This window comes from Allocatenococcus thiocycli (assembly GCF_921292965.1).
Lineage (GTDB): Bacteria > Pseudomonadota > Gammaproteobacteria > Enterobacterales > Vibrionaceae > Vibrio > Vibrio natriegens.
On sequence record NZ_CAKLCK010000041.1, the window covers coordinates 177,306 to 203,544 of the forward strand.

At 45.3% G+C, this 26,239-nt stretch carries 18 protein-coding genes and 5 tRNA genes; 10 read left to right on the plus strand and 13 right to left on the minus strand.

Features of this window, described 5'->3' with window-relative positions; all coding sequences use genetic code 11:
- Positions 1-84 precede the first annotated feature (84 nt).
- Positions 85-2,340 (plus strand): hypothetical protein, encoded by a 2,256-nt coding sequence (locus L9Q40_RS17160; RefSeq protein WP_498794052.1) that lies wholly within the window; start codon positions 85-87, stop codon positions 2,338-2,340.
- A 53-nt stretch (positions 2,341-2,393) separates the two neighbouring features.
- On the opposite strand, the gene L9Q40_RS17165 is transcribed toward L9Q40_RS17160, so the two are convergent.
- From L9Q40_RS17165 to L9Q40_RS17185, 5 genes are all read right to left on the minus strand, one after another.
- A complete protein-coding gene (locus tag L9Q40_RS17165) occupies positions 2,394-3,368 on the minus strand; it encodes an SPOR domain-containing protein (protein ID WP_498794053.1) in 975 nt (324 codons plus the stop codon).
- Between the two features lie 156 nt (positions 3,369-3,524).
- Positions 3,525-4,469 carry an ABC transporter permease gene (locus L9Q40_RS17170; RefSeq protein ID WP_014230456.1) on the minus strand — a complete coding sequence of 315 codons (945 nt, stop codon included), beginning with the start codon at positions 4,467-4,469 and terminating at the stop codon, positions 3,525-3,527.
- 2 nt (positions 4,470-4,471) lie between these two features.
- Positions 4,472-5,449 (minus strand): ABC transporter permease, encoded by a 978-nt coding sequence (locus L9Q40_RS17175; RefSeq protein WP_014230455.1) that lies wholly within the window; start codon positions 5,447-5,449, stop codon positions 4,472-4,474.
- A gap of 176 nt (positions 5,450-5,625) precedes the next feature.
- A complete protein-coding gene (locus tag L9Q40_RS17180; protein WP_014230454.1) occupies positions 5,626-7,179 on the minus strand; it encodes an ABC transporter substrate-binding protein in 1,554 nt (517 codons plus the stop codon).
- A gap of 88 nt (positions 7,180-7,267) precedes the next feature.
- Complete coding sequence (locus L9Q40_RS17185; RefSeq protein WP_020336243.1) at positions 7,268-8,983, minus strand: ABC transporter ATP-binding protein; 1,716 nt, start codon at positions 8,981-8,983, stop codon at positions 7,268-7,270.
- Positions 8,984-9,667: 684 nt separating this feature from the next.
- Here L9Q40_RS17185 and L9Q40_RS17190 point away from each other — a divergent pair.
- Positions 9,668-10,393, plus strand: coding sequence for an HAD family hydrolase (locus L9Q40_RS17190; RefSeq protein WP_498794054.1), 726 nt, complete (start codon positions 9,668-9,670; stop codon positions 10,391-10,393).
- A 414-nt stretch (positions 10,394-10,807) separates the two neighbouring features.
- On the opposite strand, the gene L9Q40_RS17195 is transcribed toward L9Q40_RS17190, so the two are convergent.
- The 5 genes from L9Q40_RS17195 to L9Q40_RS17215 all read right to left on the minus strand — a co-directional run bounded on the left by L9Q40_RS17195 (position 10,808) and on the right by L9Q40_RS17215 (position 11,368).
- Positions 10,808-10,884, minus strand: a tRNA-Pro gene (locus L9Q40_RS17195).
- 24 nt (positions 10,885-10,908) lie between these two features.
- Positions 10,909-10,984, minus strand: a tRNA-His gene (locus L9Q40_RS17200).
- A 49-nt stretch (positions 10,985-11,033) separates the two neighbouring features.
- A tRNA-Pro gene (locus L9Q40_RS17205) sits at positions 11,034-11,110 on the minus strand.
- Positions 11,111-11,182: 72 nt separating this feature from the next.
- Positions 11,183-11,258, minus strand: a tRNA-His gene (locus tag L9Q40_RS17210).
- Between the two features lie 33 nt (positions 11,259-11,291).
- A tRNA-Arg gene (locus L9Q40_RS17215) sits at positions 11,292-11,368 on the minus strand.
- Positions 11,369-11,704: 336 nt separating this feature from the next.
- Here L9Q40_RS17215 and L9Q40_RS17220 point away from each other — a divergent pair.
- Positions 11,705-12,118, plus strand: coding sequence for a c-type cytochrome (locus L9Q40_RS17220; protein ID WP_014230450.1), 414 nt, complete (start codon positions 11,705-11,707; stop codon positions 12,116-12,118).
- An 83-nt stretch (positions 12,119-12,201) separates the two neighbouring features.
- On the opposite strand, the gene rep is transcribed toward L9Q40_RS17220, so the two are convergent.
- Positions 12,202-14,217: a DNA helicase Rep gene (gene rep / locus L9Q40_RS17225; protein ID WP_065298937.1), complete on the minus strand. Its 2,016-nt coding sequence runs from the start codon at positions 14,215-14,217 to the stop codon at positions 12,202-12,204.
- 197 nt (positions 14,218-14,414) lie between these two features.
- On the opposite strand from rep, the gene L9Q40_RS17230 reads away from it, so the two are divergent.
- The 4 genes from L9Q40_RS17230 to ubiK all read left to right on the plus strand — a co-directional run bounded on the left by L9Q40_RS17230 (position 14,415) and on the right by ubiK (position 19,654).
- Entirely contained in the window at positions 14,415-14,996 is a 582-nt protein-coding gene (locus L9Q40_RS17230) for a TetR/AcrR family transcriptional regulator (protein ID WP_014230448.1), read from the plus strand.
- 17 nt (positions 14,997-15,013) lie between these two features.
- Positions 15,014-16,120: an efflux RND transporter periplasmic adaptor subunit gene (locus tag L9Q40_RS17235; protein WP_014230447.1), complete on the plus strand. Its 1,107-nt coding sequence runs from the start codon at positions 15,014-15,016 to the stop codon at positions 16,118-16,120.
- Positions 16,121-16,131: 11 nt separating this feature from the next.
- The gene (locus L9Q40_RS17240) at positions 16,132-19,254 is read left to right on the plus strand and encodes a multidrug efflux RND transporter permease subunit (RefSeq protein WP_065298935.1); all 3,123 of its coding nucleotides are present in this window, start codon (positions 16,132-16,134) and stop codon (positions 19,252-19,254) included.
- A gap of 148 nt (positions 19,255-19,402) precedes the next feature.
- Entirely contained in the window at positions 19,403-19,654 is a 252-nt protein-coding gene (gene ubiK / locus L9Q40_RS17245; RefSeq protein WP_014230445.1) for a ubiquinone biosynthesis accessory factor UbiK, read from the plus strand.
- A 288-nt stretch (positions 19,655-19,942) separates the two neighbouring features.
- Here ubiK and ilvC read toward each other — a convergent pair whose 3' ends face one another.
- Entirely contained in the window at positions 19,943-21,427 is a 1,485-nt protein-coding gene (ilvC, locus tag L9Q40_RS17250; RefSeq protein WP_014230444.1) for a ketol-acid reductoisomerase, read from the minus strand.
- Positions 21,428-21,564: 137 nt separating this feature from the next.
- Between ilvC and ilvY the strand changes: the two genes are divergently transcribed.
- From ilvY to L9Q40_RS17265, 3 genes are all read left to right on the plus strand, one after another.
- Complete coding sequence (gene ilvY / locus L9Q40_RS17255; RefSeq protein WP_498794056.1) at positions 21,565-22,455, plus strand: HTH-type transcriptional activator IlvY; 891 nt, start codon at positions 21,565-21,567, stop codon at positions 22,453-22,455.
- Positions 22,456-22,666: 211 nt separating this feature from the next.
- Positions 22,667-23,341 (plus strand): response regulator transcription factor, encoded by a 675-nt coding sequence (locus tag L9Q40_RS17260; protein WP_065301796.1) that lies wholly within the window; start codon positions 22,667-22,669, stop codon positions 23,339-23,341.
- The gene (locus tag L9Q40_RS17265) at positions 23,325-24,611 is read left to right on the plus strand and encodes a sensor histidine kinase (protein WP_243975496.1); all 1,287 of its coding nucleotides are present in this window, start codon (positions 23,325-23,327) and stop codon (positions 24,609-24,611) included. The genes L9Q40_RS17260 and L9Q40_RS17265 overlap by 17 nt, the downstream gene beginning before the upstream one ends.
- A gap of 56 nt (positions 24,612-24,667) precedes the next feature.
- Here L9Q40_RS17265 and nagE read toward each other — a convergent pair whose 3' ends face one another.
- Complete coding sequence (nagE, locus tag L9Q40_RS17270) at positions 24,668-26,155, minus strand: N-acetylglucosamine-specific PTS transporter subunit IIBC (protein ID WP_065301794.1); 1,488 nt, start codon at positions 26,153-26,155, stop codon at positions 24,668-24,670.
- Positions 26,156-26,239: the final 84 nt, after the last annotated feature.

The following is a 26,239-nucleotide window of genomic DNA, read 5'->3' on the forward strand; positions in this document are numbered from 1 at the left end:
CCTGTACCTAAAAAATGTTCACAAACAAAAACTTATTCCCTCAGAGTGATGAGAGTTTAATTCAAAGAAAGGATGTAGAAACACATGAAAAAACTTAGTTTACTAGCAGCGTCAGTGGCTATCGCCCTTACTGGATGTGGAGGCTCTGAGGGAGGCTCATCCGACAGCGGCACACCACCAACTCCGGGCGGCTTGATTATCACAGCTATTGATGGATACCTACAAAACGCTGAAGTCTGGGTAGATAAAGACGGTAACCTAAGCAATGGTTGTGAATTCAATACTGATGAAGTAACCGATGAAAATGGTCAAGCAACCATCAGTAAAGCTGACTATGCGGGTATGGATGTTTGTATCAAAGCAATCGCAGGAAAAACCATCGACAAAGACCGTGGTATTATCGCGTCTGACTTCGAACTTGCTTCTCCTTCAAGTGATGGTGACCAGGTGATCGTCAACCCAATGACCAATATGGTAATTGAAAAGGTTAAGACGCAGCTAGCCAGTGACTCAGCTCTAGATGTGGTGGAAGCGAAACAAGTGGCAGCTGATGAGGTTGTTGCTGCCGTAACACAATCGGGCTTAACCGCGAGCGCTGAGATGATTTTCGGTGATTATATCGCTAGCGCAGAAACCTCGAAAGATGCTAAAGCACTAAAAGTAATTGGTGAAACGCTAGTTGACCACCAAGATCAACCTGTTGAAAAGCAGCTAGAAATTACGACTAAAGTGGCGGAAAAAGCACAAGAGATTATCAGCAGTACCACACCTGAAGATATTGATAACTTCGCCCCAGTGGTTAATGTACCTAGCGATGGTGACGTCACTGTAGTGCAGAACAGCCGTCCTGTGGTAGAGACCGATCTACAACCTGTTACCATTCAACTTGGTGATACATTCTCCGCAATTAATGCCGCTGATTACTTCAGCGATGCGGAAGGCGATGCACTGACTTTCACCATGAGCGCTATTGGCGGTGAAAAAAATGGTATCGATATTGATGACCTTGGCATGATCACGGGTACACCAAAAGCGGCTGGCGAGTTTATCTACCAAATCTTTGCTGAAGATGCGAAAGGCTCACTCTCTTACCCTGCGACCTTGACAGTGACTATTGAAACGCCAAATACAGCGCCAACAGTCAATGACACCACAAAAACAGACCTTCAAGCAGAAGTGAACGGCTGGCAGTGGGTGAAAGGCGAGCAACCACAAGACACCCTTAATATTTCAGCGCTGTTTACCGATGCTGACTCAGATGTAATTACATACAAAGTGGAAACCTCACTGAGCAAAAATGGTGGTGTAGACACAGGCTTCCAGGTACTTATCGATGACAGCGGTACGATTTCATTCGACGGCCTAGTGCCATATGTTGCCAATGCAGGTGCTGAGCATATTTATGTGTACGCGAACGACGGGGTGAATTCTGAAGACGCTTTAGTTACCTTTGCGCTACCGAAAATCGCAGAGGGAACGGTGGTTGAGCCAACACTACACCCACTGGAAGGCAAAACTTGGTACCGTCTTGAATACGGTAGTGGCACAGAAACTGAGAGCTTTAACTATTCTCGTGTCTGGTGTGACACATTGAGCTTTAACAATGGTGAAGTCAGTGGTAACACACGCACTCTGAGCAACCTGACAGAATGTAGCGAAATTACTAGTGGAACAAATAGCTTCTACTTTGGTAGTTATGAAGCACAAGAAGATAAAATCCTTGCATCTTTTGTTGGTGATGAAGGTACAGAACGGGCTGAACTGACCATAAAAGATGCTGATGAAATTTCACAAGGTGCGAAAACGCTGTACTGGTATTTCCCTGAAAGCGGCGAAACAGAAATCTACACACTGTTCAGTGTAAAAGCCGATGCTGAAGCACGTATCCAGATTCAGTCAGACGATATCTCTGATAACCGTATGTTCCCAATGACGCTACCAACTGCAGTTGAAGGTGAATATGCAACGGGTAAAGCGTCTGTATCATTGCTAGAAAATAGCAACACCGGTGATAACGGCTCAATGGATGCGAACCTAATTCTAGAGTTTGATAATCAAGACTTTACCTGTGCTGACGTGAGTGAGTTTTACCGTAGTATGACGTTCACAGGGGAAGGACTGGGTTATGGTGTCGATTCTGTCGATGCTTACGCGGGTGGTTTTGAGTGCTACAACAAAGTTGAAAACAATATCACTCACGCAGCCATCGATTTCGACTTACCAGCATTAACTGTAGGCAACGTTTACAGCTTTGTAGGTAAAGTCAAAGAGAGCCAGGGAGCTTACATTGAAGCTGTTAAGTTCAATGTAACTTGGACTGGTTCTGGCGACAACGAGTAATCGTAAAAACAAAATAGCCCCGGATAACGGGGCTATTTCTTTAGTTCGCAAGATCACTTCACACACATCACATTCAGCAACGAAGTGCCGGTTAATTGATTCGGTTCGCGATCGGTAAACAAACCTTTCTTACCTTTGCCCCAATACGGGAGTTGTAGCGGCCAGTTATTTTTTTCCATCACTCCGGAAGATCTCAAGGTCTTGAACTCGTCCGAGCCTGACAACGACATCCCCAATTGCTGGCAAATCTGTGTTGCGCTTTTATAGTTGAGTCGGTTCCATGGTTTGCCATATTCCATGTAGAACTGGTTATTATTCTCTATCAGATATGGCACGACATAAGTTTTGCCCTGAAGTGCTGTTTTTAAGCGAACAACAATGCCATCTTGATTGGAGATTCTCTTTTCTTGCTGAGCTTTAGCGACGGGTTTCGCGTCAACGTGTTTAGCTGCGACAGGCTTTGGTTGAGAAGCCGTAGTTGAAGGTTTAAACGCATCAGTGTTAGGTCGCACATTCGGAGCCGTTGGTGTTGTCCCAACCATTGCCTTCTTCACTGCTTTGGGTTGTTTCGAAGCTGAGGACCCACCTTTGCCAACCACACGAATAAACGCTTCTCTATAGTTCGGTAAAGTTTTCACTCCACGTAAATCAGCCGCGGCTTTCACGGGATCGGTATACGGACCAATCAGACATCGATAGCCGTTAGGTTCAGATTTCATCCAAACATCCGTGGTAATTTGATTATAGAGGGGCTTGGATTTGGCCAGTGGCATCGGCTTAGGCAGCAAACCACATTGAATCCAGTAAAAATCACTGCCACCCTGCGGCACTTTCTTTCCCCATACTCCGGTTCCGATAGGGCAAGTTTGCTCAAGCCTTGGTAACTCTTTGGCGCTGGCCTGAGTCGCCTGACAAAGAAATTCTTCAGCCAACACGGCTGGAGAAAACTGAGCGCAACCCAAGACTAAACCTAGGCTGAGGCTTAATTGGATATGTCGAGATGAGTGTTGTGCCTTCTTCAATTCCATACGCTTCATTCTAAACTAGTGGGTAAGGTCATTATGGCGAAAGACCGCCAAAAATCGGTGAACAAGGAATAACTAGCAAAAAAAGAGCCGGAAATTCATCCGGCTCTTAGTTTAGGAAGGAATTAAGTGATTTAACAACACTTAATGTTTAGATTCTTAACCTTTATACAGTTTCGGGTTAAATACATCACGTAACCAGTCACCCAATAGGTTGATGACCAGTACCAATGTCACCAACACAATGCCAGGGAAAGCAGTAATCCACCAAGCGCCAGAGAAGATGTAGTTAAAGCCGATACTGATCAATGCACCCAGAGATGGCTGATCCACTGGCAGACCTAAGCCAAGGAATGACAGCGCCGCTTCCGACATGATCGCGTTTGCGACCTGAACTGTCGAGATAACCAAGATTGGTGACAAACAGTTAGGCAGAATATGACGGAACATAATACGTGGTGCTTTAAAGCCCATTACACGTGCTGCTTCTACGTACTCTTTCTTCTTCTCAGCCAGAACCGATGCACGGATAGTACGTGCGTACTGTGGCCATTCTGCCACACCGATGATCACCACCAGCATGACCACCGCATATTGGCTATAGAAGTCACTACCAAAGCTGGCTTTGAAAATCGCCGAAACGATGATAGCCACCATCATGGTTGAGAACGAAAGCTGAACATCTGCAAAACGCATTAGGAAGCTGTCAATACGGCCGCCGAAGTAGCCTGCTGACAGACCAATGATGATCCCAAGAATCAGCTGCAGACCCACTGCCAGAAAACCGATGGTCAAAGATAAGCGAGAACCGTAAAGAATCGTCGATAAAATGTCACGACCTTGCTCATCGGTACCCAAAACAAAGCGCTCATCGCCGTCTTCCATCCATGAAGGAGGAAGTTCCGAGTCCATAATGTCGATAGACGTTAAGTCATACGGATCGGTTGGTGCCAGAATAGGCGCAGCAAGTGCCAGCACCAAAAAGACCATGAATACCGTAAAACTCGCCATCGCAACTTTGTCACGCTTAAAGTAATACAAAAAGTCCGAGTTTTTAAAGCGCTCCCATGCAGAAGGAGCTGCCGCTGCATTTGATTGGCTCATGATTAAGCTCCTTTTCCAGTTAGGTTCACAGTTGGGTTGATGATGCCGTACAGCAAGTCAACGATGGTATTGGTTACCACGAAAATCAGACCAACAAAGATAACGTAGGCAGTGATTAGCGGTGTATCTACACGGTTAATCGCCTCTAGGAAAAGGAAACCCGTACCCGGCCATTGGAATACAGTTTCGGTTAGGATGGTGTATGCCACCATAGTACCAATTTGCACACCACCCACTGTCAGTACTGGCAGCATGGTATTTTTCAGTGCATGTTGGTAATAGATTTTTTGTAAGTTCAAGCCTTTCGCTTTTGCGAACTTGATGTACTCAGAGCTCAATACTTCCAGCATTTCTGAACGAACCAGACGAATGAACAGCGGCAACATGATAGAAGCCAGCGCAATACATGGCAGGATCAGGTGCTTGATACCATCAATGGTAAAGAAGCCAGATTCCCAACCAAGAAGGTTCGATGTTTCACCCCGCCCGTAGGAAGGCAGCCAACCGAGCTCAATGGAGAAGACGTACATCAGCATGATTGCGGTCAGGAAAACCGGAATCGAAATGCCGACACTACTCATCGCCATAACAAATTTGGTAAAGATACTTTTTGGGTGAATCGCGGAGTACACCCCAAGTGGTATTGAGAAAGCAATAATAATGAGCGTCGCGCCAAACACGAGCTCTAGCGTCGCCACCAGCTTGTCAAGAATGACATCAACCGCTGGGCGCTTGAAAAAGTATGAAGTACCTAAATCACCTTGCAGTGCATTACCAACAAAGCGAGTGTACTTTGTGATAAAGGGATCGTTCAGGCCCAGTTCATCACGCAGCGCTTGACGCTCCGACTCCGAAACCGATTGACCTACAAGCTCACGCAGCGGGTCACCCAGGTTGTCCTGAATGGCAAACGCCACCAAACTGATCACAAACATCACTATCAGTGCCTGAAACAGGCGCTTGACCAGAAACGAAAACATTCCTTGCCCCTTAACTATCCATAGATCTCTAAATTTAGAGAGAAAATTCAGTCTTTAAAACGAGCTCAGTCCGACTGAAATAAAACTGAGCCTGGTATTGAGCCCCACAATAATTCACTTGTTATGGGGCTCATTCAGGAGGGAACGAATTCCCTCCTAAGCACTACTCAATGTGATTATTCAACCACTAGGTCGCCAAAGTAAGGCATAACCATTGGGTTCACGATGTCTGCTGCTTTCACGTTAGACTTCGCGCCCCACGCTTCACTTTGCCAGTGTAGCGGTACGAATGCTGCGTCGTTGTATAGCGTTGCTTCTACACCTTGTAGCATTTCTGCACGTTTCGCTGGGTCTGTTTCAACGTTAGCTGCTTCTACTACTTTGTCCATTTCTGGGTTTGAGTAGTGACCACAGTTGTACTGACCACGGCCTGTCTCTTCGTTACGAGTCATGGTTAGGAATTCGTTGAAGTTTGCAGAATCTTCAGTATCTGAGTGCCAGCCGATCATCAGCATGTCAGCAGAACATAAATCAAACTCAGGCCAGTATTGCGCTTTAGGCATTGTCTTCAGATCAACCTTGATACCGATCTTAGACAACATAGCCGCCGCTGCTTGTGCAACTTTTGCATCGTTCACGTAACGGTTGTTTGGCGCAATCATCGTTAGCGTCAAGCCGTCTTCGTAGCCCGCTTCTTTCATCAGCTCTTTTGCTTTCTTCAGATCGTAGCGAGGAACTAACTTGTCGTTATGACCAACGTAACCTGCTGGGCTTTGCTGACCAGCTGCCGTTGCGAAGCCTTTCATGATTTTCTTCACGATGCCTTCGTTGTTGATGGCATGCACAATCGCCTGACGAACACGAACGTCTTTCAACGCTTCGTTGCTGTTTTGGTTCATTTGTAGCGTGATGATACGAGTACCAGGCAGAGTTACCAGATCGATACCTTCAGCATCTTTCACACGTTGGTGATCGTTTGGCGCAACTGGGTGAATCATATCTACGCCGCCAGAAAGTAGTGCTGCAACACGAGTCGCATCTTCTTTGATCGGTACTAGCGTTAGCTTATCAACGTTACCTTTTGACTCTTTGTCCCAGTAGTCTTTGAAGCGTTCAAATTCTACTTTTACGCCCTGCTCACGTGATGTCACGATGAATGGACCAGTACCAGAAACGTGAGTTGATGCAAATGAGTTACCGTGCTTCACTAGCTCAGATTTGTCTTTGCCGTCTTCAGTCTTACCAGTGTAGAACTTGCTGTCCATTGGGAAGATGTACGTTGCAGTTTGTAGAACAAGTGGGTATGGACCTTTAGTCACAAGATCAACCGTATTGTCATCAACTTTAACGATTTTTTCGTATGGGTCGAAGATAGCTTTAAAGTCTGGAGAGTTTTGCAGACGTTCGAATGTCCATACAACGTCATCTGCAGTCATTGTGTTACCAGAGTGGAATTTCACACCTTCACGTAGTTTGAAGCGCACTGTCGTATCGTTAATACGCTCCCAGCTTTCTGCTAGGCGAGGTTCAAAATCCATTTCCTGAGTGAAACGAACTAGTGGGTCAAATACCATGTGTGACATTTGCAGTGTACCACCAGATAGCTGCTCGTGCGGGTCAAGCGATACAGGGTCAGCAGCGTAGCCAACTTTAATGTCTGCTGCCAACGAGTTAAAACTTAGTCCCGCAGCGATTAGCGCCACTGCTAATTTGCTTTTCATGGTTTTCATTTGCATAACTCCTTCATGCTGGGATCAAAGTCCCTTGTTGTGTTTGCGTCTGTTTTTATTTCAAGATCAGCCAAGCAAAAAACTTGGTTTATGCCGATTTAATCTCTTCTCTTAGCCCAGTAAATTCTGGCATCAGAGAGATCAGTTTCTTACTGTATTCATGCTGAGGATCGGTAAACAACTGCTCAGTTGGTGCCACTTCAAGTAGCGTACCCATCTGCATTACACCGACTCGGTCACACATCTGACGAATTACCGGTAAGTCGTGACTGATAAACAACATAGTCAAGTTCAGCTCACTTTGCAGATCTTTCAGCAAGTTAAGGATCTGTGCCTGTACCGAAACATCCAACGCTGATGTTGGTTCGTCACAGATCAAAAGACGGGGCCTGGTTGCCAGTGCACGCGCAATAGAAATACGCTGACGCTGACCACCTGAGAATTCGTGTGGATATTTAAGACCAGCCATACGACCCAAACCAACGTGATCAAGCAAGTCATTCACGATTTGGCGTGTTTCTGATTCGTTCTTAGTTAGCTTATGGAAACGAATAGGCTCGGCAATGATATCCGCCACCTTCATACGAGGGTTCATCGACGTGTAAGGGTTCTGGAATACCATCTGCATTTGACGACGAACTGGGCGACGCTCTTTTTCTGACTTCATTGCAGTCAGGTCCAGGCCTTCAAATTTTACCTGACCAGAGTTTGGTTCATACAAGCCTGCGATCACACGTGCGATTGTCGACTTACCAGAGCCAGATTCACCCACCAAACCAAAAGTTTCACCTTCATGAACTTCAAAGCTGACATTATTCGACGCTTGTACGTACTCACGGCGGCTTTCAAACAGAGAGTCTTTGGTTACGAATCTTAGGTTTACGTTTTTCACGTCCAACAACGGACCTGTGTACTCACGTTGATCCTGACTTTGTCCTAACCAGTGATTCTTAATGTCTAGCGACTTCATTTCTGTCGCTTCTTCGATGTAACTTACCAGAGGGAAGCGATCGAGCTTTCTGTCTGAGCGAGGAACCGCTGAGATCAAGCTGCGAGTATATGGGTGATCAGGGTTGCCCAGCACTTTTGCAGTCGGACCAAATTCAACCAGGTCACCACGATACATAACTGCCACACGGTCAGTAACGTTCGAAACCACACCCATATCGTGCGTCACCAACATACAACCTACGTTGTTTTTGATGCACAACTCACGAATCAGGCTAAGGATTTGGTCTTGGATGGAAACGTCCAATGCCGTCGTTGGCTCATCGGCAATGATCAAATCAGGTTCACCTGCTAGCGCGATGGCAATAACCACACGCTGACGCATACCACCTGAGAATTGGTGAGGATATTGTTTGAGACGGTTTTCCGGTTGAGGGATGCCCACTTGCTGCATCAGAGAAAGCGCACGTTGATAAGCCTCTTCATCCGACACTTTCATGTTGGCATGAATGGTTTCTTTAAGCTGCTGCTCAACCGTAAACAAAGGGTTAAGAGAGGTCATTGGGTCTTGGAAAATAAAGCCTATCTTCGAACCACGAACCTTACGCATCGCTTCCGGAGATAAACCGGAAATCTTTTCTCCATCCAGAAATACGTCGCCACTGGCAACGCGTCCCGGAGGACTAAGCAAATCAATAACAGCGTTACCAACGGTGGATTTACCCGCACCTGATTCGCCGACAACACCCACAATCTCACCACGTTCAATTTGGAACGAAAGAGATTTCACGGCTGCGTGAACACCGTGTCGGGATGGATACTCAATACGAAGGTTTTTCACTTCTAATAGTGACATTTCAGACCTCTACTACCTTGTCTGTGTGGTATTGAATCTCGCCCACCTAGGGCGCTATTCATCACCTGAATGAATCCGTTCAAATTCAGAATAATGCTCTGAAATTTTAATGCGGACACAATTTGGCAAAAATCACACAAAAAAGCAACAATTAAAGTATATTCCGCCATGAAAATGTTAATTAAACGCATATCTGGCGAATAAAAATGCATTAACAAGTATTTAACCATTTTCATATCAACCTATTTTTGTGCGCTATGCACCAATAAAAGCAGAAAAATGCTCTAAATTTAGGCAGAAACCCAACATTACAAATAGCCACATTATTCACAGGTCATTGTTAACATTTAGCAAACAATATCTGGCATGAAATCGATCTCTTAGGCATAAAATTTCATCTAAAAATAGTAGAGAGAAATAAAAAACCAAGTATCAATAACAATAGGCTGAAGTAAAACGTGAGCGGTCCTGCAAAAAAGATTAATATTCTATTTTAGGTCAGTTATTCGAATTTGGTGGCCAAACGTACAATGAATGGCTCTGAAATCGTCCATTCTGTTTGAATCGATTGATAGCGGCGGGCTCTGCCATACTTTGGTTTTAAGGCTTTACGATACTATCGAGCATGAGATAATAGATTAAATAGAAGCCCCAGTAGCAAAGTTGTAAATGATAGGAGCCCCTGTGCTTAAAGCGATTTTTTTTGATATGGACGAGACTTTATGTGGCACATCTCAAGCCGATAAAGTAGCAGGACAAGAGTTTGCAACTTGGATGAAAGAAACCTATCCACAGCTCACTGACCCTAATGCATTCTTACAGCGCTACTTACAAGGCGTGTATAAAAAGCTCAATGCAGAGTTCCCTCAGCTTGTAGCCTTACTGCCGGATGAAAATGCATTCCGTTGTGGCCTGATAAAAACCATCCTTGCAGAACAAGGGATCGAAATAAGCGCAGAGCAAGCTCAACAGGCACAAAGTTTTTTTGACTCTGCACGCATGAATGCATTCTCCTTTCTACCAGGAGTAAAGGAAATGCTGGTTGAACTGCGTCAACACTACACTCTCGTTGTCATTACTAACGGTCCGATCTTCTCTCAACATCCAAAACTGGCGGCGACAGAGATGAGTGAATGGGTCGATCATATTATTGTTGGTGGTGAAGAACCTGAAGAAAAACCTGCGGCAAGCATCTTCCATAAGGCTCTTAAGCTAGCAGACGTTAAACCAGAAGAAGCGCTTCATATCGGTGACTCTTTAGCAGCAGATATTGCGGGCGCTAACGATATGGATATTCTCAGCGTTTGGGTGAATCCAAAAGGTACCGATAATCAGACGGATATTGAGCCTGACTACGAAGTAAAAGACACCGTAGAGCTAAAAGAAATCCTCAAAACGCTCGCTCAGTAGAATGGATTGAATGGTAAAAATACAAAACCCCAGCCACTGCGCTGGGGTTTGTTTTATCGGCTGAGAAAGCTTTTGGGTTACTGGTGGTCAAAAGCTTTTTGACCTGACAGTTAAGACTTTTTGAATGATGGTCGGTGAAGAGGGATTCGATCGAACTGGCGATCCAGCCCCCGATCCTTTGCAATCAATGACTAAACTCAGAATGCAAAAAAGCCTCGACATTTCTGTCGCGGACGGCTAGTTGGGGCTTTCTAATAGTGGTCGGTGAAGAGCTAGAATTTGAACATCAGGCGAACCCCCGCCCGCCCCTCTGGTCCGCTATATTTCAAAGAATGAGATGTGCTACCAAGCTGCTTTATTCACGATCTTCAGACGTAAAAAAGCCCCGATATTTCTATCGAGGCTTTCTAATAGTGGTCGGTGAAGAGGGATTCGAACCCCCGACCCTCTGGTCCCAAACCAGATGCGCTACCAAGCTGCGCTATTCACCGAGCATGTATTCTTTAAAGAAAGAATGGGGTGGCTAACGAGACTTGAACTCGCGACAACCGGAATCACAATCCGGGGCTCTACCGACTGAGCTATAGCCACCATCAAATTGTCATGTTTACCGCTTACTTTAAGCCATAAACTTTAATAGTGGTCGGTGAAGAGGGATTCGAACCCCCGACCCTCTGGTCCCAAACCAGATGCGCTACCAAGCTGCGCTATTCACCGACTTATGTTTTATCTCGACTCTAAATCAAGACAGGAAGCAATGCTACCTTGTTCTTCCTAAAAAAGAAAGAATGGGGTGGCTAACGAGACTTGAACTCGCGACAACCGGAATCACAATCCGGGGCTCTACCAACTGAGCTATAGCCACCACTGAGTTTTACCGACTTATCCTCCGGGGTAATGGTACGCCCGAAAGGATTCGAACCTTCGACCTTTGGCTCCGGAGGCCAACGCTCTATCCAACTGAGCTACGGGCGCATGCCCTATCGGCGGAGTGGAATAATACGGATATCACACTATGCCGTCTAGTACTTTTTTTACTTTTTTTATCGTTTGGTCTCTTTTTCGACAGTTATATGCCTTTAAAGAGAATTTTTGATGTGATTCACGCCCTGTCATCGATAACTTGTTGTTTAATGCAACAAGCTATCGGGATATAATCACTCATTATTTACATTGATTTAACAGCTGCAACCAAGTTGTCTAATCATTCTATGCCATTGAAGTGGTTTTATCGGGCTTCTTTAATCGGTATCAATACTCTAACTATATAAATAGGTAAGTCACTTACCTCGGGAATGTGAAGTGGGTTTAATGGATATGTCTCGACAAATGATTAGCGTTTTGTTCGCTGCCTTAACGTTTTCTACGGCAGCTTTAGCTTCTGACATCAGCCAAAGTGAATACGATGCGATCGCAGAACGCATCAAACCTGTCGGCGATGTTTATCTAGCAGGCTCTGAGCCTGTAAAAGCAGAACCAACCGGTCCTCGTGATGGCGCAACAGTTTACGGTACTTTTTGTATTGCTTGTCACGCATCTGGTGTAAATGGTGCTCCAAAGATTGGCAATGCTGACGAATGGGCGCCTCGTATCGCTCAAGGTAAAGATGTACTGATCAAGCATGCTCTTGAAGGCTTCAACGCGATGCCAGCTAAAGGTACATGTATGGACTGTTCTGACGATGAGATCACGGCCGCTATCGACCATATGATTGCAGGTCTGTAATTCGTTTTGAATCAAAGCTTTAAAAGAGAAAGGCTTGCCACTTGGCAAGCCTTTCTATTTGCTGTTTGATGATTTGGATGATGCTACTTCTTAAACATTGAGCGTAAGTTGGCAATGTGAGCCTGGCCTTTTGCCATTCTCTCCTCTTGCGAAACGGGCTTTTTGTTGACTTCCCATTCCACATCATCGAAAGGCAATTCATCAAGAAAGCGACTTTGTGTCGGCTTGATTAACTCACCATACTGACGGCGCTCTTTACACATCGTAAAAGTCAGCTCTCTTTGGGCACGAGTAATCCCCACGTACATCAGGCGACGTTCTTCTTCTACGTTGTCTTCATCGATACTGGTTTGATGTGGCAAAATGCCTTCTTCTGAGCCAATCAGATAAACGTACGGGAATTCCAGACCTTTTGACGCATGCAATGTCATCAATTGTACCGCATCGCTGTCTTCGTCCTCTTCCCCGCGCTCCATCATGTCACGCAAGGTTAAACGCTGAACCACCTCTTTTAATGTCTTCTCTTCCTGGTCGTAATTATCGCCTTCTAAATCAGCCACAATCCAGGAATAGAGATCTGACACGTTCTTCATGCGCATCTCAGCCGCTTTCGGGCTAGCGGAGGTTTCGTATAGCCAGTCTTCGTAATTGATGTCACGAACCAGTGAACGGACCGCAGTCACGGTATCGCCTCTTTCCGCCTGATCAGCAATAGCGACTAACCACTGAGTGAAGCGGCGTAAATTCTCCAGACCACGCCCTGTTAAATGCTGTTCGAGCCCCATTTCAAAGCTGGCTTCAAATAAGCTCTTGCCACGCATATTGGCGTAACTGCCCAGTTTTTCTAGTGTAACCGGTCCAATTTCACGTCGAGGCGTGTTTACGATGCGCAGAAAAGCATTGTCATCATCCGGGTTCACCAGAACTCGAAGATACGCCATGATGTCTTTGATCTCTGAACGAGCAAAGAAAGAGGTACCACCCGAAATTTTGTATGGTACGCGGTTTTGCATCAGCGACTTTTCTATTAAGCGTGATTGATGGTTACCACGATACAAAATCGAGTAGTCTCGGTATTCGGTGCGATTGAGGAACTTGTGTGCGATCAGCTCACCCGTAACACGCTCCGCTTCATGCTCTTCATTTTTTGCCAGCAGTACTTTGAGTTTTTCACCGTCAGGGATCTCAGAGAATAGCGTCTTCTCATACACGTGCGGGTTGTTGGCAATGAGAATATTGGCAGCACGAAGAATACGACTAGTAGAGCGATAGTTTTGCTCTAGTTTAATCAGGCGCAAGTTCGGGTAGTCTTCACCCAGTAGCACCAAGTTCTGTGGCTTTGCACCACGCCATGAATAGATAGACTGGTCGTCATCCCCTACTACGGTTAGGCGGCCACGCTCACCGACAATATGTTTTACCAGCTCGTATTGGCTGGTATTGGTATCTTGGTATTCGTCCACCAATAGGTAGCGGATGCGGCTCTGCCAACGCTGACGTACGTCTTCATTAGTACGTAACAACAGTACTGGCATCAGAATCAAATCATCAAAATCGAGCGCGTTGTACGCTTTCATCTGCTTCTGGTACATGTCGAAGCAGAAGGCAAACAACTGTTGTTGCTCACCCTTCGCCTGAGCTTTCACCTGCTCTGGCGTTAACATGTCGTTCTTCCAGTTAGAGATTGAACTCATCAGCTGACGCAGCAGATCTTTATCGCCGTCGAGCTGCTTTTCCGTTAGCTCTTTTAATAACGCGAGTTGGTCTTGGTCATCAAACAATGAGAAGCCTGCTTTTAAACCAAGCTGCTTGTACTCGCGCTTAATAATGTTCAACCCCAAGGTGTGGAAGGTCGATACCATCAAACCTTTAGATTCCGCTTTACCTAATGTCTGACCCACCCGCTCTTTCATTTCTCGTGCGGCTTTATTGGTAAAGGTTACCGCTGCAATATTTCGCGCTTTGTAGCCACATTGCTGAACCAAATAAGCAATTTTATTGGTGATAACACGAGTTTTACCCGAGCCAGCACCTGCCAGCACCAAACACGGACCAGATACGTACTTTACGGCTTCATCTTGACTAGGGTTCAGCTTCATAGAATTTCTCAGCGGGCAATAAACGTGGCGCCTATGATAATAGTGAGTATGAACGATTACCACGTTTATCAGCCCTCAGTTTGTCAGTGTTGGCTAACTCCATTTATAGCAAAGTAAAAATTTAATTATTTTTTATTGCACACTCGTATAGCTTTAGATCTATAATGAATGAACGTTCATTCACTAGAAGTGGAACTATGTCGAGTAATACAACTTTAGATAAAAAAGCTCAGATTCTTTGTGCGGCGGAAAAACTGATTGCTGAGCTGGGTTTTCAGGGATTTTCGATGCAAAAGCTAGCCAAAGAAGCGGGTGTGGCGGCTGGCACTATCTATCGTTACTTTTCCGATAAGAACCACCTTTTAGACGAAGTTAGATTAAACGTCGCAAAGCGCATTGCAATAGAAGTGCAAGCGGGCGTGAGCGACGATATGCCTTTAAAAGAACGTTATACAAAAATGTGGCTTAACATTTGGTGTTTAGCTGGCTCAAATGTGGACACATTGAACAATAGAGTTCAATATCAATCCCTGCCCTATGCAAGCAATAGAGTAACGCTGGAACTTGAGCGTAAAATGTTTGATCAGGTAGACCGACTATTTGACCAAGGTAAAGAGCAAGGAGTGTTTAAGCCACTCGACAATATGATCCTTTCGGGACTGAGTTTCGAGGCGACCGTTGCACTCGCCCGACACCATGCTCTGGGGTTTTATCAACTGGACGAAGCAGCCATAGAAGCTGCCATTGAAGCCAGTTGGGACGCAATCATTCAACACTAATTGGAGTTCTGACCAGAATGAAAAAGTGGACTTTTTTTATGTTACTTATCGCAATCTTGCTGTTTGGCAGTGTGATAGGTTTCAACTTATTCAAGCAACAGAAGATTGCCGAATACATGGCGAATCGCCCGGAACCTGAATTTCCCGTAACCGTAACTGACGTACAATCAGTTGATTGGGTACCGGTGATTGAGGCAATTGGCTTTATCGAGCCTAACCAAGGGGTAACGGTAGCGAACGAGACAAGTGGCGTCATTGACCAAATCGCTTTTGAATCTGGCACTCAAGTGAAAGAAGGCCAGGATTTGGTACTTCTTGATTCAGCTGTTGAGAAAGCCAACCTGAAAAGTGCACAAGCGAAGCTGCCAGCTGCTGAAGCAAAATACAAGCGTTACCAAGGCCTGTACAAAAAAGGGTCGATTTCTAAAGAGTCTTATGATGAAGCAGAAGCGAATTACTTTTCTCTTAGCGCTGACATCGAGAGCTTGAAAGCGGCGATCGACCGTCGTGAAATCAAAGCACCGTTTTCAGGCGTGGTTGGTATCCGTAATGTTTACCTAGGTCAGTACCTGCAAGCGGGTACCGATATCGTGCGTCTTGAAGATACCAGCGTTATGCGTCTACGTTTCACCGTGCCGCAGACCGATATTTCTCGTATCCACATCAGCCAAGCTGTCGATATTTTTGTCGATGCGTACCCAGAAATCGCCTTCAAAGGTTCAATTACAGCCATTGAGCCAGCGGTTAATGTACAGAGTGGTCTAATCCAGGTACAAGCAGATATTCCAAATAACGACGGCAAACTACGTAGTGGTATGTTCGCTCGAGCGAATATCATCCTGCCTAAACTTGAAAACCAGGTGACTCTTCCACAAACCGCGATTACTTACACACTTTACGGTGACAGCATTTACATCGTATCTGAAGAAGATGGCGAAAAGCGTGTAACACAGCAAGTGGTTAAAGTGGGTGAGCGTACAAAAGACATCGTACACATTCTTGAAGGCGTTAAACCAGGTGATGTGGTAGTGACCTCAGGTCAGATTCGTCTGAGTAACCACGCTAAAGTCCGTGTCGTAGAAAGCGATGCAACGACTCCACCAACTGAAACACCAATGCTGTAATCGGAGGCTTCATGCGCTTTACTGATGTTTTTATTAAACGTCCAGTTTTAGCGGTATCAATCAGCTTTTTGATCGCATTGCTTGGTCTGCAAGCAATCTTCAAAATGCAGGTTCGTGAATACCCTGAAATGACGAATACGGAAGTAACGGTTTCGACCAGTTACTACGGTGCCAGTGCCGACCTAATCCAGGGCTTTATTACTCAGCCATTGGAACAAGCGGTCGCACAGGCTGATAATATCGATTATATGACTTCTCAATCGGTGCTGGGTAAATCCACCATCACCGTGAAAATGAAGTTGAACACTGACCCGAATGCGGCACTCTCGGATATTCTGGCAAAAACCAACTCGGTTCGCTCGCAGCTACCGAAAGAAGCCGAAGACCCTACCGTTACTATGTCGACTGGCTCGACAACAGCGGTACTGTATATCGGTTTTACCAGTGATGAGTTGTCTTCAAGTCAGATAACCGACTACCTTGAGCGTGTAATCAACCCACAGTTGTTTACCGTTAACGGTGTGTCGAAAGTCGACCTATACGGCGGTATGAAATACGCGCTACGTGTTTGGCTAGACCCTGCAAAAATGGCAGCGTTTAACTTAACCGCGACTGACGTGATGGGTGTGTTAAGTGCCAACAACTATCAGTCTGCTACGGGTCAGGCTATCGGTGAGTTCGTACTTTATAACGGCAGTGCAGATACACAGGTATCCAATGTTGATGAGTTGAAGAACCTTGTTGTTAGCAATGATGACGGCAATGTCACTCGATTAAGCGATATTGCTAAAGTGACTCTAGAAAAGAGCCACGACTCATATCGAGCGAGTGCAAATGGTCAGGAGGCGGTTGTTGCTGCAATTAATGCTGCACCAAGTGCCAACCCAATCAATATCGCAGCAGACGTACTTGATCTATTACCTCAGCTAGAGCGCAACTTGCCTAGTACGATCAAGATGAATGTTCTTTATGATTCGACTATCGCAATTAACGAATCTATTAACGAAGTAATCAAAACCATCGCTGAAGCTGCAGTGATCGTACTGATTGTTATCACTATATTCCTTGGTTCATTCCGTGCCGTAGTGATCCCTATTGTAACTATCCCACTCTCTTTGATCGGTGTGGCGATGGTAATGCAATCCATGGGTTTCTCGTGGAACCTGATGACCCTACTGGCAATGGTTCTCGCCATTGGTCTGGTGGTAGATGATGCGATCGTTGTACTGGAAAACGTTGACCGACATATCAAGCTTGGTGAATCACCATTCCGAGCGGCCATTATCGGTACGCGCGAAATTGCAGTTCCGGTTATCGCGATGACACTAACGTTGGGTGCGGTATACGCGCCGATCGCGTTGATGGGTGGTATCACGGGCTCATTATTTAAAGAGTTCGCGTTAACCCTAGCGGGTGCGGTATTTGTATCAGGTATCGTGGCACTGACGCTATCACCAATGATGTGTTCAAAGATGCTTAAAGCTCATCAGGCACCAAGCAAGTTTGAACAGAAAGTGCATAGCGTGTTAGAGCGCATGACCAGCCGTTACGCCAAAATGTTGGGTGCGGTCATGCAACACCGTCCAGTTGTGATTGGTTTTGCGTTGATTGTATTTGCCAGCTTACCGATGCTGTTCAAGTTCATCCCAAGTGAACTGGCTCCGTCTGAAGATAAAGGCGTGGTTGTATTGATGGGTACTGCTCCATCTAATTCGAACTTAGACTTTATCCAGAACACCATGAACCAGGTAAACAACATTCTGTCTGAACAGCCAGAAGTTCAGTTTGCACAGGTTTTCTCAGGTGTTCCAAACTCTCACCAAGCGTTCGGTATTGCCTCTATGGTGCCTTGGAGTGAGCGTGAAGCAAGCCAGGCAGACGTAACGGGCCGTGTAGGCGGATTGGTTGCAGACGTACCGGGAATGGCGGTAACGGCGTTCCAAATGCCAGAGTTGCCAGGTGCAGGTAGTGGTCTTCCAATTCAATTTGTTCTGACCACACCAAACGCATTTGAGAGTTTATTCTCTATCGCGACAGACGTATTAACGGAAGTGAAATCAAGCCCAATGTTCGTTTATTCGGATCTTGATCTGAACTACGACTCAGCGACGATGAAAATTAACATCGACAAAGACAAAGCGGGCGCATACGGCGTAACTATGCAAGACATCGGTGTGACTTTAAGCACCATGATGGCAGATGGCTACGTAAACCGTATCGACCTTAATGGCCGCTCTTACGAAGTTATCCCTCAGGTAGAGCGTAAGTGGCGTCTAAATCCAGAGTCGATGAACAACTACTACGTACGTGCAGCTGACGGCAACGCGGTTCCACTGAGTAACCTAGTGACGATTGATGTGATTGCAGAGCCACGCTCACTGCCTCACTTCAACCAGCTGAACTCAGCAACGGTAGGTGCGGTACCAGCTCCGGGCACGGCAATGGGCGATGCGATTAACTGGTTTGAGAACATCGCTGAAACGAAACTGCCAAGCGGCTACAACCATGACTACATGGGTGAAGCTCGTCAGTTTGTGACTGAAGGTAGTGCGTTATATGCGACATTTGGTTTAGCACTAGCAATCATCTTCTTGGTTCTGGCGATTCAGTTTGAATCTGTGAAAGATCCACTGGTTATCATGGTGTCTGTGCCATTGGCAATTTGTGGCGCGTTGATTGCGCTTGCCTGGGGCGCTGCATCGATGAACATTTACTCTCAGGTTGGTTTGATTACTCTGGTTGGTCTTATCACCAAGCACGGTATCTTGATTTGTGAAGTAGCGAAAGAAGAACAGCTGCACAACAAACTGGGTAAAACAGAAGCAGTAATGGAAGCGGCGAAAGTTCGTCTACGTCCTATCCTGATGACAACTGCAGCGATGATCGCAGGTCTTATCCCACTGATGTACGCGACTGGTGCAGGTGCGGCTCAGCGCTTTAGTATCGGTATCGTAATCGTTGCTGGTCTGGCGATTGGTACTCTGTTTACCCTATTCGTACTGCCTGTTATTTACAGCTACTTAGCTGAAAAACACAAACCACTTCCAGTGTTTGTTGAAGACAAAGATCTGGAAAAGTTGGCCCGTGTTGATGAAGCAAAAGCAGCACAACGAGGATTAGCGGACAACCACTAATTCCCTGCCAAGCTAAAAAGGTCACTTCGATGGCCTTTTTTATTGCCTTGCGTTTGCCGTACCTATCTCGATTTTTTGCATTCCAACTAGCGACTTTCCCGTATCAATTACTTAAAATGAGCACAAATCAAAAGGAGTTTTAACCACTATGTTTGATCCAAAGAAACTAGAGCAAATCGCCAAGCAGATTCATGACTCTATGCCAGCACCAGTGAAAGAGCTAGGTGCAGATGTTGATCAGAAAGTTCGCCAAGTGATTCAAGGTCAGCTGAACAAGCTTGATGTTGTTAGCCGTGAAGAGTTTGATGTTCAGACTCAGGTTCTGCTTCGTACTCGTCAGAAGCTCACTGAGATGGAAGCAAAACTGGCAGAGCTTGAAGCGAAACTGGCAGACAAATAAACATCGTCTTTCAATAATGTTTAAAGGCTGACACTCAGGTGTCAGCCTTTTTTGTGCTCCAACCAAACGAGCCATAAATAAAAAAGGCTTGGTCAACGGCGACCAAGCCTTTTGATTAGATGTTGTGTTTTGTATTTATTGACCCCAGTCTGCTGGAGTTCTTTTACTGCGTTACTTTAGAGTATGTAAATTACGCAGTATTAAGATTTCATTTCTAGGAGAAGGCGCGGAGTTTACGATAGTAAATGAGCACCTTCGACACCGAAATGGAACCTTAAGGCCAGTAATTTAGCCGCCTACAGCGATACGCTTCATATCAGTCATGTACCCGCGTAGCTCTTCACCAATGTACTCAACTGGGTGGTTGCGAAGCTTCTCGTTAACCGCGATAAGTGTTGCGTTATCAACTTGGTTTGAAGTCTCACCTAGGCCTTTACCGATAACATCAGTACCTACTGAAGGCATGAACTTCTCACGTAGTAGCGGCGTTGCTACGTTTGCGAATAGGTAGTTACCGTATTCTGCAGTGTCAGAGATTACTACGTTCATCTCGTATAGGCGCTTACGTGCAATTGTGTTTGCGATTAGCGGTAGTTCGTGTAGTGACTCGTAGTACGCTGACTCATCGATGATGCCTGATGCAGTCATTGCTTCGAACGCTAGCTCAACCCCTGCGCGAACCATCGCAATCATTAGAATACCGTTGTCGAAGTACTCTTGCTCAGAGATTTCAACGTCAGTTTCTGGGTAGTTTTCAAATGCTGTTTGACCTGTTTCTTCACGCCAGCCTAGTAGGTTCACATCGTCGTTCGCCCAGTCAGCCATCATAGTGCTAGAGAAGTGACCAGAAATGATGTCATCCATGTGCTTGTTGTAAAGTGGACGCATTAGATCTTTTAGCTCTTCAGAAAGCTCAAACGCTTTGATCTTAGCTGGGTTAGACAGACGGTCCATCATGTGCGTGATGCCACCGAATTTCAGTGCTTCTGTTACTGTTTCCCAACCGTACTGAAGTAGTTTACCTGCGTAACCTGGGTCGATACCTTCCGCAACCATCTTCTCGTAACATACGATAGAACCAGCTTGAAGCATGCCACATAGGATAGTTTGCTCACCCATTAGGTCAGATTTTACTTCTGCAACGAAAGATGATTCTAGACAACCTGCGCGGTGACCGCCAGTTGCTGCTGCCCATGCTTTCGCGATTTCCAGACCATCGCCTTTAGGGTCATTCTCTGGGTGAACCGCAATTAGAGTTGGAACACCGAAACCACGTTTGTATTCTTCACGAACCTCAGTACCAGGACACTTAGGTGCAACCATTACAACCGTTAGGTCTTTACGGATTTGCATGCCTTCTTCAACAACGTTGAAGCCGTGTGAGTAACCTAGTGCCGCGCCTTCTTTCATTAGAGGCATTACTGTCTCAACAACGTTAGAGTGCTGCTTGTCTGGAGTTAGGTTAACCACTAGATCCGCTTGAGGGATTAGAGTCTCGTAGCTGCCTACTTCAAAACCGTTGTCTTTTGCATTTTTAAATGACTGACGTTGCTCGTCGATTGCAGCCTGACGAAGTGCGTATGACACATCCAGACCAGAATCACGCATGTTTAGACCTTGGTTCAGGCCTTGAGCACCACAACCTACGATGACAACCTTCTTACCTTTTAGGTAGTCTGCTTCTGAAGCAAACTCACTGCGGTCCATAAAACGACAACGACCTAGTTGGTCCAATTGCTCACGCAAGTTTAGAGTATTGAAATAGTTAGCCATTAGGGTGCTCCTTTAAGATTCTTCCGTAGAGGTCGGTATTGGTCTTACCGAATGAGTTCATACTAGAACAGACATTTAGTTGCTTAAAGTGATATATTCACAATTAGTAATTGCAAAAAATGCAACACGGTAATTTCATGAATATAAAAACCATCCGACTGTTCCTTGATATCTGTGACAGCAAGAGTTTTAGTAAGACAGCAGCCACTATGCACGTAAGTCCATCTGCTTTGAGTCGTCAGATTCAAAAATTAGAAGAAGAGATAGGCCACCCGCTTTTTGTCAGGGACAACCGGAGTGTGGAGTTGACGCCCGCTGGTGAAAAGTTTCAGCCAGTAGCGATGAAGATGGTTCACGACTGGACACAATTCCAATCTCAAATAAATGTGCAAGACGATGTTCTTAAAGGTGAAGTTCGATTGTTCTGCTCCGTGACCGCCAGCTACAGCCACTTACCTCAACTGCTCAACTCGTTTCGCTTAAAGCACCCTTACATTGAATTCAAGCTTTTGACAGGCGACCCGGCTCAGGCCATCGATAAGATAATGAATGATGAGGCCGATATTGCCATTTCAGCCATGCCAGAGCACCTTTCATCTAAAGTGGAGTTCACCACCATCACTGAAATTCCACTCTCCGTGATAGCTCCCATAGGCATCAGTTCTTGGGTTGAAGAGCTACACAAAGAACATCCCGACTGGAATAAGATTCCTTTCATTGTGCCTGAATCTGGTACCGCCAGAGACAGAGCCAATGCCTGGTTTAAAAAAATGAAAATTAAGCCCAACATCTACGCGCAAATTTCTGGTCATGAAGCCATTGTCAGTATGGTGGCGTTAGGTTGTGGCGTCGGAATCGCGCCAGATGTGGTGATTAATAACAGCCCTGTACGAGATAGCATTCAGCGTCTCTCGTTTGCCCCAATCAAACCATTCCAACTCGGTGTGTGTTGCAAACGATCGCAATTGGAAAACTCATTAGTCAAAGCGTTGTGGGAGTTAGCCGAGGGAAGTTTTATTGCTCAGTAAATACATTAACGATCTTTAATCTTTCCAAAAGGTCTGCTCAACAGAAGGTTGAGTAGACTCCCCATGACAATTTATAGATACAAACCGACAAAATATTAACGATTTATCCCCCTAAATCGTGTTGGCTCGCATTAGTCACGCGAGCCTTCTTTTTCATATTTCCCTCTCTCTGCTTCATCAGTAAAGTACCAGCCAAAACAGAGGAATCCCCGTGAAAATACTCATCATTGAAGATGACGCAACGACCAGAGAATTCGTCAGTAAAGGCCTGACCGAGCACGGTTATATCGTTGACCAAGCCGAAGACGGCAAGAAAGGGTTAATGATGGCTCTTAGCTCAGAATACCAGCTCATCATCCTGGATAGGATGCTGCCATATCTTGACGGAATGAAAGTACTCGCCGCCATCAAAGCCGCGGAAGAACAGCTTCCAGTTCTGATTTTAAGCGCGATGGATAGCGTAAACGATCGAGTGGACGGTTTGCAGGCTGGCAGTGATGACTACCTAATAAAACCATTTGCCCTTGCAGAGTTAATTGCCCGAGTCGATATCATCATCAATCGCACTCAGCGGCCAACATCAAATCAACACATTCTTAATTATCATTGTTTGCAGGTGGACCTAAAAGCTCACAAAGTCACCTGTAATCAGCAGGAGATCGTTCTCCAACCCAAAGAGTTTCAGCTTATTCAATACTTTATTGAGCATAGTGAGCAAGTGGTATCACGCATGCGCCTGTTCGAAAATATTTGGAGTTATCATTTTGATCCAAAAACTAACGTCATCGATGTCCATGTCGCTAACTTGCGCCGTAAATTGGAAGAGGCTGGATGTACAGAGCTCCTGCACACAGTAAGAGGAGTCGGCTATGTCCTTCGTCGATGACTATGCTTTAACCCGTTCTTCGGTATTTAAAACATTGGCGAGCCTTTTTTTAATTGTCACTATCACCAACATCGTCGTCATACATCAACTGTATCGGGATTCTAACAACTTTCATCAAAAGCAACTAACACGGCAGCTCAATGAAGAAATTCTGGAATTCAACTTTGCAGCCAACCAGAGCCAAGAGGATGTCGAGCAACTGTTAAGAACCAAACGAGCAACGGAGACACCTTTCTACTACAGACTGATCGAAGCTAACGAATCAGACCATCTTCAGCATTACTACCCTATCGACCTGCAAGCAAGCAAACATAATATTCTGGTAGGAAATAACCTCCAATTAGAGATAGGGGTAGATAAAAGAGCCTTAGAAGAGTACAGGAAGTCACTTACCCCAATGGTTTTCTCTGGCATCATTTTTCCTACTGCAGTCATGATCATTTCTGCACTATTTTTTACGGTGCTCATTCTCAAAAAATTAGAAAAAGTAAATCACGCCATGAATCGCGTCCTATGTGGCGAGCCCAATGTAAAGATTGCCGTTTCTCGCCAGGATGATGAGTTTGATATTTTAGCCATTCATCTCAATTTCATGATTGAGCAAATGGCCAAAAACGAGTCTAGCCTCAAATCGCTGACCACTGGGCTTGCTCATGACATGAGAACACCAATGGCTAGGTTGAAACTTCGCTTAGAAGACATTCTAGCTCAAAGCGATTTATCACCATCCCAAGTAAGCAGTTTTTCAGCTTGTTATGATGAATTAGAGCTAATTTTGTCACTATTCAATAGCATGCTTGAAATTGCAAAGCTCAATAGTGGCCAGGTGAATATCGACAGTAATAGTGTCGATTTAGGTAAAGTCACCCGAGATGCCCTTGATTTTATATCTCCCATCGCCGACGAAAAAAATCAGAGAATAACGTTTAGACAAGATACCCCCTGTGTTATCACAGGCGATCGTTCTCTGCTTTTTCGAGCGGTGTTTAACCTATTAGAAAATGCGGTTAAGTACACACCTAACGGAGGACAGATCGAAGTGATTGCGGACTGCTTTGGTGTTGCTATCGCCGACTCTGGCATCGGAATTTCTGATTACGACAAAATGTATGTTTGCCGCCCAATGTATCGTGCGGATCAGAGCCGCACGGAATCAGGTAATGGTTTAGGGTTGTCTTTGGTCGATGCCGTGGCCAATTTGCACAATGCGCACTTGTTTTTGCGTGACAACAATCCAGGGTTACGTGCTCGACTCTATTTTGAGAGTTAAATAAATACAAAAAAAGCTGAGTAGATACTCAGCCTTTAACTTAATTAGACATAATTTTATACAGATAAACTAGGAACGACGACATCCGAGAGATCTTGCGTCTCTGGAATTTGCTGCATCGCATGAGCGATTTGTTCCGCTTCAGTACCAACAATAACTTGTAGGTTATTCGCGCCAATTTTCACGACTCCCATTGCGCCAATGGCTTTGAGCGTGCGTTCGTCAACAGCAGACGTATCATTCAGAGTTAAACGCAAACGTGTAATGCATGAGTCGATAGAAGCAAGATTACTATGGCCACCCAGCGCTTTCAGATACTGAGCTGCTCTCGTATTAGTAGAAGTCTCATTCTTTACTACGGCCTCCACTTCTTCACGACCTGGCGTTTTCAAATCGAACTTAATAATCGCAAATCTGAATACCGCATAGTAAATAAATGCAAAGCAAATACCCTGTACGATAAGCATATAAGGCTTAATCGCTAGAGGTAAGTTATAAGACAAGATGAAGTCAATTAACCCGCCGCTAAATGTGAAACCCGCGAACCATTGCATGCTTGCTGCAATATAGAGAGAAAGAGCTGCCAATAAAGCGTGCACAACATAAAGAGCAGGAGCCACAAACATAAACGCAAATTCAATCGGTTCAGTAACACCAGTCAAAATTGCCGTCAACGCTGATGCACCAAGAATACCACCAACTCTTTTCTTATTTTCTGGCTTCGCACAGTGGTACATCGCTAGACATGCGGCTGGTAGACCATAACCCATAAATGGGAAGAAGCCACCTTGGTACATACCCGTAACACCCAACTCACCCGTACCAGACCAGAATTTAGAGATATCGTTAATACCAACAAGATCAAAGATGAATACTTGGTTCAAAGCATGGTGTAAACCGATAGGAATCAGCAAACGGTTGAAGAAACCATAGATACCTGCCCCAGCAGCTCCCATTTCAGAAATGGATATACCAAAGTTAACCAGCGAGCCATAAACTGCAGGCCACACGTAAACCATAACAATACTGATGAGAATCGAAGCCAGTGAAGTCACAATAGGTACAAAGCGTTTACCGCCAAAGAAGCCTAATGCCGCCGGCAATTTGATAGTGTGGAAACGGTTGTAAAGAGTGGCAGCCACTATCCCCATCATGATCCCTGTAAATGCACTTACAGCGGCTCCAGATGCGATAACCTCTGAAGAGCTCATATCAGCAACAGGAACTCCGGTAATCTGCGAAATCACTGCCGTGTTCCCAACAATCATTTCAACAATTAATAGACCGAGTAATCCAGATAAAGCAGCGGCACCGTTATTATCTTTCGCCAATCCATAAGCCACACCAACGGCGAATAACCAAGCTTGGTTATCCATAATACCTTTACCACCATACACCAGTATCGTAGCTAATGGGCTATTCGCTCCCCAGCCAGATGGGTCCAAGGCATAACCAAGGCCAAGCATTAAACCGCCGGCTGGTAGCACAGCGATCGGTACCATGAGTGCTTTACCGATTTTCTGTAAATATCCTAAAATGTTCACGTTGTATCCTCTTACTTTTTGATTCTAGAGAGAGGATACGTGATTGATAATTAAGGGGTGGTTGTGCGTAGATTAAGTTTTATT